The sequence below is a fragment of the Pseudomonas folii genome (genome assembly GCF_014357575.1).
In the GTDB taxonomy this organism is placed as follows: Bacteria; Pseudomonadota; Gammaproteobacteria; order Pseudomonadales; family Pseudomonadaceae; genus Aquipseudomonas; species Aquipseudomonas folii.
The window spans coordinates 1-19,674 of sequence record NZ_JACONW010000110.1; the positions used below are offsets into that span (position 1 = coordinate 1).

Consider the following 19,674-nt stretch of genomic DNA (forward strand, 5'->3'; position numbering starts at 1 on the left):
ATGCTGATCTCAGGCAACGTCGTCAACGTCACGGTCTGTTGCTTGCGTGGCGCAAGAATTTCGGCTTCGCCGTCTACCACCAGCTCATCACGCTGGTTGAAGACACGGGTCGCGATGCGCACGCGGAATTTCGGCAGCTTTTCCAGAATCTCCAGGCGCACAGTCAGGGTGTCGCCCAGTTTGACCGGCTTCTGAAAGGTCATCTGCTGACCCAGATAAATAGTGCCCGGCCCAGGCAACTCGCAGGCTACGGCAGCGCTGATCAATGCACCGCTGAACATGCCGTGGGCGATGCGCTCTTTGAACATGGTTGATGCTGCGTATTCAGCGTCCAGGTGAACCGGGTTGTGATCACCGGACATGGCGGCGAACAGCTGGATATCACGTTCTTCAACAGTCTTGCTGTAAGTGGCGGTCTGACCGACTTCGAGGGCTTCGTACGGCGTGTTGGTAACCTGGGTCATGAGTGATCCTGAAAATTGAATATTGATGTCAAACGCAGCGATAACGGTCCGGCACCGCTCGGTGTGCTTCGTTTACTCTGCCCGACGCGGTCTTGGCTGGTTCAGTGTCTGTTCCAGCCAGTCGATTAGATCACGGGTGACTTCATCACGATTGGTTTCGTTGAACACTTCATGCCGCGCCTGCGGGTAGATCTTCAGTTGTAACATTTGATGGCCTGCCGCGACCAATGCGTCGGCAAGATCTTTCAGACGCTTGCCATCACTCACCGGATCACATTCGCCGCCTATGATCAGCAACGGCAAGCCCGGATCGATCTGCGCCAGGTTCGATGGCTTACTGATTTGCTGCAGGCCGCCCAGCATGTCCAGCCAGAACTGATTGGTGCAACGGAAGCCGCACAATGGGTCGAGCGCGTACTTGTCGACCTCATCAGGATCGCGGCTGAGCCAGTCAAAACAGGTGCGTGCCGGTTTGAACGCGTTGTTGAATGAGCCGAACGACAGCCATTCAATCAGTTGGCTGCGCCCCGTGCTGCCCTGGCGAAAGCGTTCCAGGCCGGCGATCACGCGAGCGCTGCGATACAGAGCGACTGGCCGGAAATTGGAACCGCTGAGAATCGCTCCCTGCAAGCCTGCGCCGTGGTGCTGTAAATAAGCTTGAGCGATGTAGCTGCCCATGCTGTGGCCCAGCAGGAAAACCGGTACGTCAGAATGCCGTTGGTTGATGGCTTGAGCGACGCTGGCCAGGTCCCCGACTACTTTTGCCCAACCCTGCTCGTTAGCGTAATGGCCGAGCATGCCCTGATCAGCCGTTTTGCCATGGCCGCGCTGGTCATGGGCATACAGGGCATACCCGGCCTCGCCCAGCGCCTTGCCGAGACGCGCATATCTGCCGCTGTGTTCGGCCATGCCATGGGACAGCATGACCACCGCTTTTGGCTCGACCGCAGGTAGCCATACATTAACGTAGAGACGGCTTCGGTCGCTGGCGTCAAGCCAGAACGGCTGATGTTTCATGACGACTCCGGAAACGGTAAAGGCAGCGTTAAAACGCTTTGTTTATGCAGTGTAGAGTGACTGATGAATCGCAGACCGGCCAGCTCTGTAATTCATGGTAATGATGTCGCCTCCTTCTATGTTTGCCTTCCGTGTTTTAGCTGCTAACGTCCGCGAAGTCCCCGCGCCATCATCGTGGGCCAGACACTCTCAGGTAAGAGGATAAAAACAATGCAACCTGATTTCTGGAGCGACAAGCGACCGGCAGGCGTGCCGTCCGAAGTGGATTTGCAGGCGTACACGTCGGTTGTTGAAGTATTCGAACGCAGCTGTCGCAAGTTTGCCGATCACCCGGCGTTCAGCAACATGGGGGTAACCCTGACTTATGCCGAACTGGATCGTCATTCCGCCGCCTTTACGGCATGGCTGCAGCAGCACACTGACCTCAAGCCCGGTGACCGCATTGCGGTGCAGATGCCCAACCTGCTGCAATACCCGATTGCTGTGTTCGGCGCCTTGCGCGCGGGCCTGATCGTAGTCAATACGAACCCTTTGTACACGGCTCGGGAAATGCGCCACCAGTTCAAGGATTCCGGCGCCCGGGCGCTGGTGTATCTGAACGTGTTCGGCAAGCTGGTCCAGGAAGTGCTGCCTGATACCGACATCCAGTACCTGATCGAAGTGAAAATGGGCGACATGCAGTCGGCTGCCAAAGGCTGGCTGATCAATACGATCGTCGATAAGGTCAAGAAACTGGTTCCGGCTTATCACTTGCCGCAGGCAACCCGTTTCAAAGCTGTACTGCGTCAGGGGCGGAGCCATCAACTGAATCCAGTGGCCCTGCAACTCAGTGACATCGCGGTGCTGCAGTACACCGGGGGCACGACCGGTCTGGCAAAGGGCGCGATGCTCAGCCATGGCAATCTCGTTGCAAACATGCAGCAGGTTTACGCCTGTATGTTGCAGCACGGCAGCGACGGCCAACCGGTGTTTCAGGAAGGCAAAGAGATCATGATCGCGCCGCTGCCGCTGTATCACATCTATGCATTCACAGCGAATTGCATGTGCATGATGGTCAGCGGCAATCACAACATTCTGATCACCAATCCCCGAGACATTGGCGGCTTCATCAAAGAGCTTGGCAAATGGCGGTTCACGGCGATGATCGGCCTCAATACGCTGTTCGTTGCCTTGATGAATCACCCTGACTTCAAGTCGCTGGATTTCTCCAGCCTTAAAAGCACCAACTCCGGCGGTACGGCGCTGGTCAAGGCCACGGCCGAGCGCTGGGAGCAGATTACCGGTTGCCGAATTGTCGAAGGCTACGGTTTGACCGAAACCTCGCCCGTGGCGAGCGCCAATCCTTATGGTGAATATGCGCGTCTTGGTACGGTTGGCATTCCAGTGCCGGGCACGTTGATGAAGGTCATTGATGATGCGGGCAATGAGTTGCCGTCAGGCGAGCGCGGCGAGCTGTGTATCAAGGGGCCGCAGGTGATGCTCGGTTACTGGCAACGTCCGGAGGCGACTGCCGAAGCACTGGATGCCGAAGGCTGGTTCAAGACCGGTGATATCGCGGTGATTGAAGCCGACGGCTTTGTCAGCATCGTCGATCGCAAGAAGGACTTGATCATCGTGTCCGGTTTCAACGTCTACCCGAATGAAATCGAAGAGGTGGTGATGGGGCATCCGGGCGTCGCCAACTGTGCAGTGATCGGCGTTCCTGATGAGCGCTCGGGGGAGGCGGTGAAACTGTTTGTAGTGCCTCGCGCAGGCGGCGTCAGCGTTGAGGAGCTGAAGCTGTTCTGCAAAGAAAACTTCACCGGCTATAAAGTGCCCAAACAGATCGTGCTACGCGAGTCGCTGCCCATGACGCCGGTGGGCAAGATTCTCAGGAGGGAGTTGCGGGATATCGCTTGAGTAATACGTAGATTGCTGGATTTCCGTAGGACCGGCTTTAGCCGGGAGGAGGCCACTAAGGTCGATGCATTTTTATCGGCTAAAAGGGTGCTCTCCCGGCTAAAGCCCGTCCTAAGGGATCGTATTTCAGAACAGGATTTTATTGGCCGCTCTAACCCGGCCATTCCAGCCAGATCCAGAATAAATAGAACTAAAACTCTAAACGTGACTGTTATAAATTCTTGAGTCATTTATGTGACTGTGGAAGCATTCCTTGCCTCTAGGCGGCCATTTGCAAAGCTGCTACTCTCGGCCCGCTTTTGACCCGTCATTAAGCATCGAAGCGTGAACTGCAAAATTCCAAAACACAAAAAAATCATCGCATTCAAGCGGTGTGAAGAATTCGCTGTCGCTGAGGAGCCCGGCTTCCATGATTGAAAACTTCTGGAAGGACAAGTATCCGTCTGGCATACCTGCCGAGATCAATCCTGACGAATACCCCAACGTCCAGGCCGTATTGAAGCAGTCTTGCGAGCGTTTCGCCAGCAAACCGGCTTTCACCAATCTGGGTCAGACCCTCACCTATGGTGAGCTGTATGAGCAGTCCGGCGCGTTTGCCGCCTGGATTCAGCACCATACCGACTTGCAACCCGGCGACCGTATCGCCGTGCAGTTGCCCAACGTCCTGCAATACCCCATCACCGTATTCGGTGCCATGCGCGCCGGTCTGATCGTGGTCAACACCAACCCGCTGTATACCGCGCGGGAAATGGAACACCAGTTCAAGGATTCCGGTGCCAAGGCGTTGGTGTGCCTGGCGAACATGGCGCACCTGGCTGAAAAGGTCGTGCCCAAGACCGGTGTCAAACACGTGATCGTCACCGAAGTGGCGGACATGCTGCCGCCGCTCAAGCGCCTGCTGATCAACAGCGTTATCAAGTATGTGAAGAAGATGGTCCCGGCTTATCACTTGCCGACGGCAGTCAAGTTCAATCAGGTGCTCAGCAAAGGCCGCGGCCTTTCGTTCACTGAAGCAGTGCCGGCCAGCAATGACGTTGCTGTGCTGCAATACACCGGTGGCACCACCGGCGTGGCCAAGGGCGCGATGCTCACCCACCGCAACCTGATCGCCAACATGTTGCAGTGCAAGGCCTTGATGGGTGCGAACATGAACGAAGGCAGCGAAGTGGTTATCACGCCACTGCCGCTTTATCACATCTATGCTTTCACCTTTCACTGCATGTCGATGATGTTGATCGGCAACCACAACATCCTGATCAGCAACCCGCGTGACCTGCCCGCGATGGTCAAGGAGCTTTCCAAGTGGAAGTTCAGTGGTTTTGTCGGCCTCAATACGTTGTTCGTGGCGCTGTGCAACAGCCCGGAATTCCGCAATCTGGATTTCTCGGCCCTTAAAGTGACGCTGTCGGGCGGCATGGCCTTGCAATTGGCCGCTGCCGAACGCTGGAAAGAAGTGACCGGCTGCGCCATCTGCGAAGGCTATGGCATGACTGAAACCAGCCCGGTAGCCAGTTGCAACCCCAACCAGAATATTCAGGTCGGCACCATCGGCATTCCTGCACCTTCGACATGGTGCAAAGTCATCGATGACGCAGGCAACGAACTGCCGCTGGGCGAAGTCGGAGAGCTGTGCATCAAAGGCCCGCAGGTGATGAAAGGCTATTGGGAACGACAGGACGCGACCGATGAAATGATCGACGCGGATGGCTGGCTCAAGACCGGCGACATCGCCCTGATTCAGCCTGACGGCTACATGCGGATTGTCGATCGCAAGAAAGACATGATCCTCATCTCCGGCTTCAACGTGTACCCCAATGAACTGGAAGACGTGCTGGCGACCTTGCCGGGCGTGCTGCAGTGCGCGGCCATTGGTGTCCCGGACGATAAATCCGGCGAAGCGATCAAGGTGTTCGTGGTGGTCAAACCGGGCATGACCCTGACCAAGGATCAAGTCATGGAGCACATGCGCGCCAACCTGACCGGCTACAAAGTCCCGCGCAGCGTCGAATTCCGCGACTCGTTGCCAACCACCAATGTCGGCAAGATCCTGCGTCGCGAGTTGCGCGATGAGGAATTGAAGAAGTTGGGGTTGAAGAAGTAAACAAACCCGATAGCCCAAACCCCGCCAAATGCGGGGTTTGTTATTTTCTGTAGGAGCCGAGGGTTGCTGTTGGAGCGAGGCTTGCCCGCGAAGAACGATAACGCGGTGCTTCTGACCTACAGAGTCCTCCTACAGGGAGTTGCATTTCTCCATTGCGGCCGCGATATGGCGTCTATCTATTTTTAGCTGCCGCATAGGCCTCACTACGCTCTCGCTTCCCAACCGCCACAACAGTAACAACCACCCGATTATCTTCGACCCGATACACCAGTCGATAACCTGCGCTGCGCAGCTTGATCTTGTAGTGGTCCGGCATGCCATGCAGAGCGTCTGCCGAGATTCTTGGCAGGCCGAGTCGCTCTCGAAGCTTCTTCTTCAACTGGTCACGAATTGTATGGCCCAGCTTTTCCCACTCTTTCAATGCTGATGGCAGAAACTCAAGCTTAAAGGTCATCAATGTCCACCGGCATGGGCTTCTCATGTCGGCGCGACTTAATAAGGTCGGCTAGGTCAAGGTCATCAAGACGCTCCATCATGGCCTCGAATATTTCTGCCGGAACCATATACCCCATCACCTTGTTGTGGTTAAGGACCGCGACAGGCAATCCGTGGGCACCGCTCAGTACGGCGGAAGGATTTTTCTTCAGTTCGGATACGCTGACCGCAATATCCGCCAAAATATTTTGCATGATTTGGTACTCCAGTTTGGTCGATATTTTGGTCTTTATCCGGTCTTTGTGCAACAGGGTTAATGATTCCTTGCCTCTGATAAATTCCTTCATTCGATAGAGACGGTCGTCACAAGTAACCTTGATCTGCGACAATCCCAGCCTTTGCACCTTTCAAAAAGACCCTGCGCACCTGATGACCGATCAAACGCCCTCGATTGACCAACTCCTGAAGAACCTCGACCACGCGATGATCAGCGATCGTCATCGCTTGCGCCGCCAGTTGCATGAGCTGCGCAAGAAGCCCGATGAGGCGAAGCTGGCGCAGTGGGTGGCGAAGGTGCAGGCGTCGTGTGCTCAGGTGACGGCGCGGCGTGAAAGCGTGCCGGTGATTCGTTACGACGACAGCCTGCCGATTGCCGCCAAGCGTGACGAAATCAAAGACGCACTGCTCAAGCATCAGGTGCTGATCATTGCCGGTGAGACCGGGTCGGGTAAAACCACTCAGTTGCCGAAGATCTGTCTGGAAATCGGTCGTGGGCAACACGGTCTGATTGGCCACACCCAGCCACGTCGAATCGCGGCGCGCAGTGTCGGCAGTCGCGTCGCGGAAGAGCTGGGAACGCCATTGGGCGCGCTGGTCGGTTACCAGGTGCGGTTCGAAGACCAGAGCGACAGCAGCACCCTGATCAAGCTGATGACCGACGGTATTCTGCTGGCCGAAACCCAGCATGACCGCTTTCTTGAGCGCTACGACACGATCATCGTCGACGAAGCTCACGAACGCAGCCTCAACATCGACTTCCTGCTCGGTTACCTGAAAACCTTGCTGCCCCGTCGCCCGGACCTGAAAGTCATCATCACGTCGGCGACCATCGACTTGCAGCGGTTTTCCGAGCACTTCAACGACGCGCCTATCGTCGAAGTTTCCGGTCGGACGTTCCCGGTGGAAACCTGGTATCGCCCGCTGACCTCCCAGCAGGACGAAGAGGGCAACAGCGTTGAAGATGACCTGACGGTTGATCAGGCGATTCTGGCGACGCTGGACGAGCTGGCCGCTTTCGAACGCAGTGAACGCAAGAGCCCTGGCGATGTGCTGGTGTTCCTGCCCGGCGAGCGTGAAATCCGTGACGCTGCAGAAATGCTCCGCAAGGCGCAGCTCAAACACACCGAGATCCTGCCGCTGTATGCGCGCCTGTCGCCTGCCGAGCAGCAGCGCATATTCCAGTCACATCCAGGACGGCGTGTGGTACTGGCGACCAACGTCGCGGAAACTTCGCTAACCGTACCGGGCATTCGTTACGTGATCGATACCGGGACCGCGCGCATCAGCCGTTATAGCTATCGCGCCAAGGTACAGCGTTTGCCCATCGAAGCGGTTTCCCAGGCCAGCGCCAACCAGCGTAAAGGTCGTTGCGGCCGGGTCGAGCCGGGCCTCTGCGTGCGGCTGTACAGCGAAGAAGATTTCAACGGGCGGCCGGAGTTTACCGATCCGGAAATCCTGCGTACCAACCTCGCCGCGGTAATCCTGCAGATGCTGCATCTGCGCCTGGGCGAGATCACTGACTTCCCGTTCATTGAGCCGCCAGACGGCAAAGCCATCAGCGACGGTTTCAACCTGTTGCAGGAGCTGTCGGCGGTGAACCGCGAGAACCAGCTCACGCCGTTGGGCCGTCAGTTGGCGCGCTTGCCGGTGGACCCGCGCATGGGTCGGATGTTGCTGGAAGCGGCGAAGCAGGGCAGTTTGCAGGAAGTGTTGATCGTTGCCAGCGCCATGTCCGTGCAGGACGTGCGCGAACGTCCGCCAGAGCGTCAGCAAGCGGCGGATCAGGCTCACGCCCAATGGAAAGACGCCGACTCGGACTTCGCCGGGCTGGTCAATCTGTGGCGTGGCTTTGAAGAGCAGCGCCAGGCCCTGACCGCCAGCCCGCTGCGCAACTGGTGCCGTCGCAACTTCCTCAATTACCTGCGTCTGCGTGAATGGCGCGACGCCCATCGGCAATTGGGTTTGATCTGTCGTGACCTGCAACTGACGGTCAACAAAGAGCCCGCCGACTACCCGAAATTCCACAAGGCGATTCTCTCCGGCTTGCTCAGTCAGATCGGGCAGAAAGCCGACGAAGGCGATTACCTTGGCGCACGGCAACGGCGCTTCTGGATTCACCCGTCGTCCGGGCTGGGCAAGAAGCGTCCGCAATGGTTGATGACCGCTGAACTGGTGGAAACCACCAAGCTCTATGCGCGGATGGTCGCCAAGATTGATTCCGACTGGATCGAGCCGCTGGCCGGGCATTTGATCAAGAAGAACCACTTCGAGCCGCATTGGGAAAAGAAGCGCGGCCAGGTCGTGGCATTTGAACAGATCACCTTGTTTGGCCTGATTGTGGTCGGTCGTCGGCCGGTGCACTACGGACCGATTGATCCGGTAGTGTCCCGTGAGCTGTTCATCCGCGAAGGGCTGGTGCGTGGCGAGATCAACTCTCGCGCCAAGTGCCTGAGCGCCAATACCCGGTTGCTGGAAACCCTCGACGAGCTGGAAGCCAAAGCGCGCCGCCGCGACATTCTCGCCGACGAAGACACGCTTTACGGCTTCTACGAAGCACGAATTCCTGCCGAGATTCATCAAGCCGCGACCTTCGATCACTGGTACAAGACGGAAAGTCAGAAGAACCCGCAATTGTTGATCATGCGTGAAGAGGACGTGTTGGCCCGCGAGGCCAATGAAGTCACCGCGGCGTACTACCCGGATACCCTCAAACTGGGCGATCTGACCCTGCCGCTGACCTATCATTTCGAGCCCAATCATCCTCGCGATGGCGTGACCGTGCGTGTGCCTGCGCCGTTATTGCTGTCGTTGCCCGCCGAGCGCCTGGAATGGTTAGTGCCGGGTTTGCTGGAAACCAAGTGCATCGCGCTGGTCCGCAACCTGCCCAAGGCGATTCGCAAAAACTTCGTGCCGGTGCCGGACTTTATCAAGGCCGCGTTGCAGCGCATTACGTTTGGCGAAGGTTCTTTGCCCCAGGCGCTGGGCCGCGAATTGCTGCGTATGACCGGTGCGCGAGTCAGTGACGAGGCTTGGGCTGAAGCCGCGCAGCAGCTCGAAAATCACCTGAAAATGAATCTGGAAATTGTCGACGGCAACGGCAAATTCCTCGGCGAAGGCCGTGAGCTGGACGAATTGACTGCACGCTTCGCCGAGGCCAGTCAGGCTGCTTTGGCAGTGCCGCAGTCAGCGAAAAGCCAACAGCCGGTGGAAGCGAAAGTCTTCGCGCCGGTGGCGGAAAAAACCCAGCAGAACATTGCCGGGCTTTCCATGACGGTTTACCCGGCGCTGGTGGAAGAGTCGGGCACGGTCAAGGAAGGGCGCTTCTCGACGTCCGCCGAAGCCGAATATCAGCATCGCCGTGCCTTGCAGCGTCTCCTGCTGCAGCAACTGGCAGAACCGGCCAAGTTCCTGCGCAGTAAGCTGCCGGGGCAGACCGAACTGGCATTGCTGTATCGCGAGTTGGGACGCATCGACGCGCTGGTCGAAGACATTCTGCTGGCCAGCCTCGACAGCTGCGTGCTGGAAGGCGAGGACAATTTGCCCCGTGACGGTGCCGGGCTGCTGGCATTGGCCGAACGCAAGCGCGGCGCATGGACAGAACACGCCGAGCGTCTGGCGAAGCTGACTCTGGATATTCTCAAGCTCTGGCACGGCCTGCAAAAGCGTTTCAAGGGCAAGATCAATCTGGCTGAAGCGGTCGCGCTCAATGACATCAAGTCCCAGCTGGGGCAGTTGGTCTATCCGGGCTTCGTTCGCGAAACTCCGGCGCAGTGGCTCAAGGAGTTGCCGCGTTACCTGAAGGCCATCGAAATGCGTCTGGAAAAGCTACCCGGTCAGGTGCAGAAAGACCGGGTCTGGAGCATCGAGCTGGCCGGGCTTTGGGCCCAATACCAGGGCCGCGCCAGCAAACACGCCCAGGAAGGCAAGCGCGACCCGGAGTTGACCGCCTATCGCTGGTGGCTGGAGGAATACCGCGTATCGCTGTTCGCCCAGCAACTGGGGACCAGAATGCCGGTGTCCGACAAACGCCTGAGCAAGCAGTGGTCGCAGGTGGAGGGGTAGGCCGTTCAAACGGATGTCTGTAGGAGCTCACGAGCACCGCGAGGCAGCGATGACGGTGTGTCGGGCAAATGCGATCGCTGCCTCGCGGTGCTCGTGAGCTCCAGGTCTTCTGTTCAAACTCCCCAATATAGGGGCCGATATGGCACACTTCGGCCCTTGAACCCCTTAGCGTTGCCAAAGCTTGTCCGCACCAAGGGTGTTTTACCGTTTTGCATTGGTACGTCGGTCCCAAAAAGTGGGCCGCCGCCATGCCCGAGCAGGTCGTTACCTGCATTGATCAATAAGAGAGGAACGACCGTGCACAACGTCGTCATCAGCGGCACAGGCCTGTACACCCCGGCCAACAGCATTTCCAACGAAGAGCTGGTGCAGTCTTTCAATACCTGGGTTGCTCACTTCAACAGCGAAAACGCTGCCGCCATCGAGCGTGGCGAAGTGGAGGCGCTGACGGAATCCAGCGCCGCCTTCATCGAAAAGGCCTCGGGTATCAAAAGCCGCTTTGTCATGGACAAGGACGGCATCCTCGACCCGCACCGCATGAAGCCGCGCTTGCCCGAGCGGTCCAACGATGAATGGTCGATCCTCTGCCAGATGGGTGTTGCTGCCGCTGAACAAGCCTTGCAACGTGCGGGCAAAACCGCTGCCGATGTCGACGGTGTCATTGTTGCCTGCTCGAACCTGCAGCGTGCTTACCCGGCGATTTCCATCGAAATTCAGGCAGCGTTGGGCGTTCAGGGTTTCGGCTTTGACATGAACGTCGCCTGCTCGTCGGCAACCTTCGGTATTCAGGCGGCAAGCAACAGCGTGCAACTGGGGCAGGCTCGCTCCGTATTGGTGATCAGCCCGGAAATCTGCACGGCGCACCTCAATTTCCGTGATCGCGACAGCCACTTCATCTTCGGTGACGCCGCCACCGCTGTGCTGGTTGAGCGTGCCGATCTGGCCACGTCGGCGCATCAGTTCGATATTCTCGGGACCAAGTTGCTGACCAGCTTTTCCAACAATATTCGCAACAACTTCGGTTTCCTCAACCGTACGGCAGAAGAGGGCGAGGGCGCGCCCGACAAACTGTTCGTACAGGAAGGCCGCAAGGTGTTTCGTGAAGTCTGCCCGATGGTCGCCGAACTGGTGGGCGCACACTTGCAGGAGAACAGCCTGAACGTCAGCGATGTGCAGCGCTTCTGGCTGCATCAGGCCAACCTCAGCATGAACCACTTGATCGTCAAAAAGCTCCTGGGCCGCGATGCCTCGGTCGAAGAAGCACCGGTGATCCTCGACACTTATGCAAACACCAGCTCGGCGGGTTCGGTGATCGCGTTTCACACCTATCAGGATGATCTGCCAAGCGGCGCGCTAGGCGTACTGAGTTCGTTTGGTGCGGGTTATTCGATTGGCAGCGTGATTCTGCGCAAGCGTTGATCGTATTGGCCGAATCGACATTGCTAGCGGGTCATAGCCCGTTAGCAGGTCAATGCCGCTGGCACCTCAAAAAAAAGCTGATGAGATACATGGCTATCTCACCGGCTTGAATCCGATCAATACCTTGTATGGCTTCCTAGCCAGTCATACAAGGTACTCAATATGTCTGCCAATCAAAGCCAGACCCATGAACCACGCAGCGATGCTCTGCCCTTCGACTCGGGGCATCTGAACCAGCAATTACTCAAGACACGCCTGCCAGCCTGGTTTTATAACGCGCCGCGAGAGCTGCGCGAAGCCTTGCGGCGAAGTCTGTTACAGGGCCAGTTTTCTCGCCGGGCCGTGGAACCACTACGCACCAGGCTCCTCCCCGTAGAGCAGTTTGCCAGGCCTTTGCTGGAGCAGGCGCTGTACAAACGCTTCAATGTGCAACTGGACGTCACCGCTCACCAACTGGTGACTATGCGCTACGAAGAAGTGTCGCCTCTACGACGACTCGTGCCCTTCAAACAAACCTTGCTGGAGGCGGCGTTACACAACTTCGAAGAGTCTGAGGCCAACCCCGGTTATTTTCAGCCGGGTTCGGCGCTGCTGCCGGTTGATGGCCTGCAACTGCAGTTGGTAGAGGGCACGGGGACCAAGGGGACCGCTCCTCGTTTCAGGTATGAATATAGGGGCGTGCTCGCTATCAAGCCGGAGCCGTTCGCCGAGCTGTGTCACGGCCTGGACCTGGGGGGCAAATATCAGGCTCATCTGGATAGCGTGTTCAAACCTGTGCCCAGCTCAGGCCAAACCCGGGAGGCAGCGGCACAGGCGGTTGCCGAAGCGTTCATGAACTGTGAGCGTGATGCACTGGAAGTATTGGCACACATCGCAAGAATGAAAAAACACCTCAGTGCAGCGGCCTGGCAAATGCTCCAACAGATGGTGAAAACCAATGGCGAGCCGCGTTGGGACGGGCAGCCAGTGCGATATCGCCAGTTGCACATGCTCGGCGACCGGACCTTCGAAGGCAGCCCGCTGTACGGCGCGTTACTGATCGAGCTGGATATACCTGGCGTCGAGAACGGCCCGTGTGTGGTGTACATGCCGGGCGAACCCGAGCATCCGCTCAAGGAATATCCGTCACTGATGGCGCTGCTGGTGGTGCTGCGGCGCAAACTTCTGGACAAGGAGTACCAGCAGTACTTCCGCCGATTCGTCAGTCTGCGTCACAGCCAGCATTTTTTCACCCGGCTCAATGAGCGCCTGACGCCCCTCAGCCGGGTAGAGGGCAGCAGCCTGCTCAAGCCCCTGTATGAATATCGCTTCAACCCGGCTGCTGATCTGGCGTTAGAGGCCCAGGACGTCGGTCAGCCCCCTTTCGAAATGCTTTATGAGCATCTGCGCAGCAAGACGTATGACGATTCGCGGCGGGTTGCCGTTCCATCACGCGACGAAGACCAAAATGCGCGTCAGCGACGAATGCAATATTTCGAATCGCAAGGCCTGAACCTGCTCAATGTCATGGGTTTTTTCGTTCCCGTACTGGGTGAAGTGATGAGCGTCCTGGCTGCAGGGCAGTTATTGCACGAAGTCTTTTTTGCTGTTGAAGAGTGGCGCCACGGAGACCTCAACGAAGCGTTGGATCATCTGTTCGAAATTGCTGAAAACCTCGCGAGCGTTGCGGTATCGGGCGCGGCAACGGGTATCAGGCCGCAGCTTGAGCCCTCGGGATTCATCGAAAGCCTGACACCTGTGACGTTGCGCAACGGCCAGACTCGGCTCTGGAAACCCGAGCTGACACATTTCGCCCATGAGATTGCCCTGCCTGCCGGGTTGCCGGCCGATTCTCATGGCCGTATTGAAGCGCTGGGTAAAACCTGGCTGACGCTGGCGGGGCGTCACTATCGGATTGAATTGGACGCCGCTCTGCAGCAATGGCGCGTCAGGCATCCTCATGACATCCAACGCCACGGCCCTGTGGTTGAACACCATGGCGGTGGGTGCTGGCGCAGCGAGTTTGAGAACCCTTTGGGCTGGGATGAGATCACGGCGTTCAGGCGGCTGGGGACTGCCGAGCAATCCTTGACTGATGAAGGCATGCACAACGCGCTGAACATAACTGGTGCTGATGAAGCGTTGGTGCGTCAGGTGCATGTGGAGAGGATGCGGTCGCCCGCGCTGCTCAATGATTGCGCACAGCGTCTATTGATTGATCAGCAGATTGACCATTGCATCCAGGCCATGAGGAGCGGCCACCTTTACCAGGTTGTCACGCCCAATATCGAGCCCTGGATCAAGCGACTGGCAAGTGCACCCCGTTGGCCGACAGGGCGCGCGTTGCGCTTGATTGATACGCAAGGCGCTGAGGTGGCCAGGTGGGGCGTAGTGAACGAGGCAGCGTCCTCGGTGATCGATATCAAGTGGCAATCGGGTGGCCTGGACACCTTGCTGCGCACCGTGGCCGATGGGTTGGAACCCCATGAGTTGCAGGCCTTGCTGGACACCCGCACGACGCAGACAACTGCGTGGGTTCAACGACTGGCCAGTTACCTGGCTCAGTGCGCCGAAATGGACCGGGCCCAGCTACTGGAAGACATCTATGCCGTGCCAAACCGCTCCAGCGACCCACATGTGAATGTGGTGCAACGGGACTTCCAGACGGTTCCTGTTGTGGTTGCCAACGAACTGCTCAGCACTGCCAACACTGTGCAGTTGCAACGCATGACTGAGTCAGGTCGACTGCCGCTGGAAATTGCAGAGCATGCTCGGGAGTATGTGCAGCAATTACGGGTCAACCGCGCCAACGAAGGATTTTACCTGGAGGCTACGGCCAACCCGGATACCGCCAAAGTGGGCCTGCAATTGCTTGAGCATTTGCCGGGCTGGCCGGGGGGCATCGCCATTGAATTGCGCCAGGAAAGCGCTGCGGGTGAGTTGCTCGACAGTATGGGCACCCATCAGGCCGCTCAGGTGCAACTGACCATTGCCAAAACCTCGTCCGGTTATCTGTACCTGGGCGGTGAGGGGACTCCTGATGCTCTGTTTTTCGATGCATTACTCAGGGCGCTGCCTGACTCGGTGCGCAGCCGTATCGGTTTGTCGTCCACTGCAACCGAGCAGCATCTACGCAGGTTATTAGGCGACCTGGCCGTGACCCGGCGGGAAACAGTGGCAGACATTCTCGATCTGCAAGCGATCAAACCAGGCTTTAAATGGCCTTTGCGTCTGGCCGATGGTCGTGTGGGGTACCCGCTGAGCGGTCGCTTGCGCGGCTTGTTCAATCGGCTTGGATTAGCGGCATCGCGCTACAGTCCCGAACTTGCAGTGAAAAGTCTGTTCCCCCGGTTTACCGACGAACAGGTCAGCGCATTCCTTGCCGACCTTCGCCGCGAGCACCTTGGCTCCTCCGCACAACTGAACCTGTTCCTGAAGCAGCGCCTCGATGAAATGGCGGCCGAATACAAGGTTCTGAAAACGACCCTGTCTGGCTGGGTCGATGAAATGCCCACTTCGTCCTCGATGCACTCGGCGAGAGTCGTGGCGGCGGATCGCCTGCGCCGTTGCTGGACCCGGATTGGCACGTTAATGCATGGCGAGGGTGGCGAAGTCCTCGGCTATAGTCTTGACCTCTGTGACCTGACGATAGGCCGACTCCCAAGGATTTCTGCCCGCTTCGACCACGTGGCATTTTTGACCCTGAAAAATACCTACCTGACGAACGCTCAGGTTGACGTATTCCTTGGCCTTTTCAAAAATCTGGTTTACCTGAGCTTGCAACGCAATCGCCTCTTCACGTTGCCAGCCGCTGTCGGCGGACTGAGTCGCCTCAAGCGATTATGGTTGAGCCACAACCCCCTGACGCTCAATGCCGAAAGTCTCGGGCATCTGCAGCGCCTGCGCCAACTGCATTTACTGGATCTCAATTACTGCCCTCTGGACCCCAATGTGAGTTTTGCCGGGATCCACCCGTTGCGCTGTCTGCTATTACGCTCGACCGGCATCAATTGGGTGCCTGAGCATGTGTTGAACTGGCCTGAACTGACCGAACTGGACCTGCGCGAGAACCAGATATCCACCTTGTCTCTGGATGTTTTGCGCAGGTTGGACCGCGTGGGACTTCGTGCACGACTCCATGACAATCCTCTGAGTGCGGTGACGCTGGAGCGAGCCGATAACGCATTGGGCGCCTATGCTCAAACCCGTCTGGGCTTGAACAACACACGGGGCCATGCCTCGCTGCTGTTGCCGACCGATACGCCATGGTTTCTCCGCGTTGAGAACAACGTGCCGCAGCCTCGCCTCCAGCAATGGATTGATTTGGCGACAATTGCGGAGTCTTCGGACTTTTTCCGGATTCTGAACGATCTGGCCCTGTCCGCCGACTTTGTCGGGCACCGTGAGGCGCTCATCCAGCGGGTATGGGGGCTGCTTGATGCTGCGTCCGCCAATAGTGAGTTACGCGAGCAGTTGTTCAGCTTTGCGGCCCATCCGCGAACGTGTGGTGACGGCATCAGCATCATTTTTAGTGAGCTGGAAATCCAGGTTCTGATCTTTGACATCAAGACGTCCACGTCCAGAGCCAGGCAGCCTGTGCAACTGTTCAAACTGGCCAGAGGCCTTGATCGTCTGGATGAGCTGGAAAAGATCGCTCAAGCAGATATTGCTGCCCGATTACTCAGGGGGGAAACCGTCGATCAGGCCGAAGTCAGGCTTGGATATCGAGTGGGGTTGGCAAAGGCGCTGGAGTTACCGGCTCAGCCCCGCAGTATGCTTTTCAGTAACCTGTCAGGTGTGACTCCGGCCAGACTTGCCATAGCGCAGCGGCAAATTCTCGACAGAGAGCGCACGTCGGCGTTCATGCAGTCACTGATCGAGCGCGATTTCTGGATGGACTATCTGCAAGAGCATTTCGCAGCGAAGTTTGCGTCGGTGAAGGATCCCTTTGTGGAAAGAATCGTCGCGCTGGATAGTCGTGAAGAATCACTCCTGTCTGATCAGCAGTATCTGGACGAAGTGGCAACCATCACCCAAGAGCGCCGTGAGGCTGTTGAGGGTCTTGCGATAAGGTTGTCTGAGGCTGTTGCGGATCAGGTCCTGGAAGAGGAAGGGGTACAAAGCGTTGTTCGCTTGGCTGAGCCCGGTACGGCGCAGGAGTAAAAAACAGCCCGGCCTTGCCCTGGCGAACGGATGATGGGGATCGCCAGGGCAATGTCGAGCTGTGAGGTCTTTGCAACTTCAAGCAACGGGAGCCGTGCCGCTTGAAGCTTGAAGCGTGTGGCGGTGTTGCTTAGAACTTCGCTTCCACATCAAGCTGCAGTGTTTTGGCGTCTGAGTCGCGCGCCGCGTTAGCGTAGGCGTAGTCGGCCTTAGTCAGGAAGTACGTAGCGCCGACCGAGAAGTTCTTGTCGATTTCATAACCGACTTTGATTTTGTGACCGCGCGAGCCCGTGGTGCCGTTGGCAAAATCAGAGTCAGTGAAGGCGCCAACCACAGCATTACGTTGAGTGTCGCGGTAGTTGTAGTCCAGACCGAAGCCAAAAACTTTGGTCTTCAGACCCGCCAACCAGGCAGTGTCCTGATCGTCAGTGCTGTCGTTGTTGACGATGTACTGACCATACAGCGCCAGTGGCAAACCAAGACCGCTGATATCCATCTGGCCAAAACCCTCGTACAGACGGAATTGGTTGGTGGTGTTGCCATTAACCCGCAGAGCAGCGCTGTCTTTGTCGTTATCGAAGGCGTAGACGCTACCGCCCAGAGTGACTTTCAGATTGTCGGTCGGCGCAAATTTAGCGCCCAACTGACCGGCAGTCATGCTCAAGTCGTGACGGAATTGTGTGCCTTCACCGTCAATGTTGTCCTTGAGGGTGTAGTAGCCAGCGCTACCAAACAGCTCGGTCTTGCCACCTAGTGGAATGCTGTAGGTTGTGGCCAGGCCTTCCGGGTTAATGTCGCCATCCCAGATAACGTCGCCCATGCTGACCCATGGCTGATTCATCTTGCCGCCAATGACGTGCAGATTTTTGACGGCAGTAGGCGCGTAGTCGATAAAGCCCAGATCTAGCCAGAGATCCTTCTTGACGAAGTAGCCGTCCAGGTCCTGATTGGTGGAGCGTGCATCGCTGCTGCCGCCGGTAGCGATACGGATACCGGTGCTCACCTGCGGGTTTATTTCGGTGTAAGCACCCAGACGAGCGCGGATACGCTGGCGGTCTTTGTCCTGGCTGTTGCTCTGGCCATCAATATTGATGGTTTCCTGGCGAACACGAACGTCCCCCTTGAACTGAGTCTTGGTCGCCCAGGCGACTTTTTTCTCGAACTCGGCCTGGGAGGCTGTCTTGGTGTTCTGCACATCTGCGAGTGCTTGTTTCTGTGCTGCCTGGTCTTTGGCCAGTTCGGTCTGCAGCTCAGCGTATTGGGCTGCATTGATGGAGCCGTTGGCCTTGAGCATGTCCAGCAATTTAGCGTCGACTGCGGCATTGGCAGGAACTGCCATCGCCAATACCAGGCCACCACACAGGGCCGCAGCAGTATGTGTAGAAACAAGACGCATGTTGATCTCCATAAAGTGAATAAGGACGACTTCAGGTCATCCCGAGGAAACCGCCCCACAGGCAGGGCGTTCGAGGGCTAGCACCCCCGGTTCTAAAAACAGGCGCCAGTATCACGATGGGTTATGACAAACAGGTGGCACGACGAAGTCGTCTCAGTGACATTTAAAAGTCTGTAAGCCCCGAGCTAGAGCCTTTGTGTGGGCAGTGGATGAACATTGTCGACTGATGGGGGATACTGCTGCGTCGCTCGATACAGTTGGGGAAGTCCGTATGCCCGTCCAGATATCTACCCTTGAAAACGTCGTGCCTGCCCAATGGGACGCACTGGTTCCGGGGGGGCAGCCGTTCGTGCGCCATGCCTTTCTCAGTGCGCTGGAAGACAGCGGCAGCCTCGGGCCGCGCTCTGGCTGGCAGGCTGAACACCTGCTCAATTACCAGAACGGTGAACTGGTTGCGGCAATGCCCGCTTATCGCAAGTGGCACTCCTATGGTGAGTACGTGTTCGATCACAGTTGGGCCGATGCGTGTCGTCGCGCGGGCATCGCGTATTACCCCAAACTGCTGGTGGCGGTGCCGTTCAGCCCGGTGAGTGGCGCAAGGATTCTGTCGGCGTCGCCTGAGGCCGGTATTGAATTGCTCAACGCGGTGCCCGGACATCTCCAGGACCAGCAGCTGTCCAGTGCACACGTTAATTTCACCGATCCCTTGGCCGATGCGTTTCTGGACGAGCAGCCAGGCTGGCTGCAGCGGTATGGCTGCCAGTTTCATTGGCAGAACCGTGGCTACCGGGATTTTCAGGATTTCCTCGACGTGCTGAGTTCGCGCAAGCGCAAGCAGATGCGCAAGGAACGTGAGCAGGTGGCGGGGCAGGGCATCGAGTTTGACTGGCTCGAAGGCCATCAGTTAAGCGAGCTGCTGTGGGATTTTGTTTACGCCTGCTATTCCAATACCTACGAGGTGCGCGGGCAATCGCCGTATCTGACGCGTGAGTTTTTCAGCCTGTTGGCGCAGCGCATGCCTGAGGCCATTCGGGTGGTGTTGGCGCGACAGGGCTCACGGCCGGTGGCCATGGCGTTCAGCTTGTTGGGCGGTGACAGTTTTTACGGGCGCTATTGGGGATGTCTGGCGGAGTTCGACCGCCTGCATTTCGAGACGTGTTTCTATCAGGGTATGGACTACGCCATTGCTCACGGGCTGAAACGCTTCGATGCCGGAGCACAAGGTGAGCACAAATTGATTCGCGGCTTCGAGCCGGTGATCACTCGCTCATGGCACTACTTGACCCATGAAGGGTTGAAGGACGCGGTGAGTGATTTTCTTGATCAGGAAAGGGTTGGCATCCTGGCCTATGCCGAAGATGCCAAAGGGGCGCTGCCGTATCGGCAGGTTTGATACGCCAGACCTGTGCAAGCCGAGCGTGTGTTGTCTGCAAATGACGTGGGACCGGCTTTAGCCGGGA

At 57.5% G+C, this 19,674-nt stretch carries 11 protein-coding genes; 6 read left to right on the forward strand and 5 right to left on the reverse strand.

Annotation, left to right across the window (positions count from 1 at the left end):
* A partial coding sequence (locus tag H8S59_RS19580) for a MaoC family dehydratase (RefSeq protein ID WP_187522503.1) occupies positions 1-464 on the reverse strand: 464 nt, incomplete at its 3' end.
* Between the two features lie 72 nt (positions 465-536).
* Entirely contained in the window at positions 537-1,481 is a 945-nt protein-coding gene (locus tag H8S59_RS19585) for an alpha/beta hydrolase (RefSeq protein WP_187522504.1), read from the reverse strand.
* Between the two features lie 210 nt (positions 1,482-1,691).
* On the opposite strand from H8S59_RS19585, the gene fadD2 reads away from it, so the two are divergent.
* Both fadD2 and fadD1 read left to right on the forward strand, forming a co-directional pair.
* A complete protein-coding gene (gene fadD2 / locus H8S59_RS19590) occupies positions 1,692-3,380 on the forward strand; it encodes a long-chain-fatty-acid--CoA ligase FadD2 (protein WP_187522505.1) in 1,689 nt (562 codons plus the stop codon).
* A 409-nt stretch (positions 3,381-3,789) separates the two neighbouring features.
* Positions 3,790-5,481 carry a long-chain-fatty-acid--CoA ligase FadD1 gene (fadD1, locus tag H8S59_RS19595; RefSeq protein ID WP_187522506.1) on the forward strand — a complete coding sequence of 564 codons (1,692 nt, stop codon included), beginning with the start codon at positions 3,790-3,792 and terminating at the stop codon, positions 5,479-5,481.
* 172 nt (positions 5,482-5,653) lie between these two features.
* On the opposite strand, the gene H8S59_RS19600 is transcribed toward fadD1, so the two are convergent.
* Together H8S59_RS19600 and H8S59_RS19605 are read right to left on the reverse strand one after the other, a co-directional pair.
* Positions 5,654-5,935, reverse strand: a complete 282-nt coding sequence (locus H8S59_RS19600) for a type II toxin-antitoxin system RelE family toxin (RefSeq protein WP_095102261.1) — start codon at positions 5,933-5,935, stop codon at positions 5,654-5,656.
* Complete coding sequence (locus H8S59_RS19605) at positions 5,925-6,170, reverse strand: type II toxin-antitoxin system Phd/YefM family antitoxin (RefSeq protein ID WP_095102339.1); 246 nt, start codon at positions 6,168-6,170, stop codon at positions 5,925-5,927. The genes H8S59_RS19600 and H8S59_RS19605 overlap by 11 nt, the downstream gene beginning before the upstream one ends.
* A gap of 175 nt (positions 6,171-6,345) precedes the next feature.
* Here H8S59_RS19605 and hrpA point away from each other — a divergent pair, with 175 nt between their 5' ends.
* The 3 genes from hrpA (at position 6,346) to H8S59_RS19620 (ending at position 16,818) form a co-directional block, all read left to right on the forward strand.
* Positions 6,346-10,257, forward strand: a complete 3,912-nt coding sequence (hrpA, locus tag H8S59_RS19610) for an ATP-dependent RNA helicase HrpA (RefSeq protein WP_187522507.1) — start codon at positions 6,346-6,348, stop codon at positions 10,255-10,257.
* Between the two features lie 297 nt (positions 10,258-10,554).
* Complete coding sequence (locus tag H8S59_RS19615) at positions 10,555-11,676, forward strand: beta-ketoacyl-ACP synthase III (protein ID WP_095102265.1); 1,122 nt, start codon at positions 10,555-10,557, stop codon at positions 11,674-11,676.
* 162 nt (positions 11,677-11,838) lie between these two features.
* Positions 11,839-16,818 (forward strand): NEL-type E3 ubiquitin ligase domain-containing protein, encoded by a 4,980-nt coding sequence (locus H8S59_RS19620; protein ID WP_187522508.1) that lies wholly within the window; start codon positions 11,839-11,841, stop codon positions 16,816-16,818.
* Between the two features lie 130 nt (positions 16,819-16,948).
* Here H8S59_RS19620 and H8S59_RS19625 read toward each other — a convergent pair whose 3' ends face one another.
* Entirely contained in the window at positions 16,949-18,214 is a 1,266-nt protein-coding gene (locus H8S59_RS19625) for a putative porin (RefSeq protein ID WP_187522509.1), read from the reverse strand.
* A gap of 271 nt (positions 18,215-18,485) precedes the next feature.
* Here H8S59_RS19625 and H8S59_RS19630 point away from each other — a divergent pair, with 271 nt between their 5' ends.
* On the forward strand, positions 18,486-19,607 hold the full coding sequence (locus tag H8S59_RS19630; protein WP_095102269.1) for a GNAT family N-acetyltransferase: 1,122 nt from the start codon (positions 18,486-18,488) through the stop codon (positions 19,605-19,607).
* Positions 19,608-19,674: the final 67 nt, after the last annotated feature.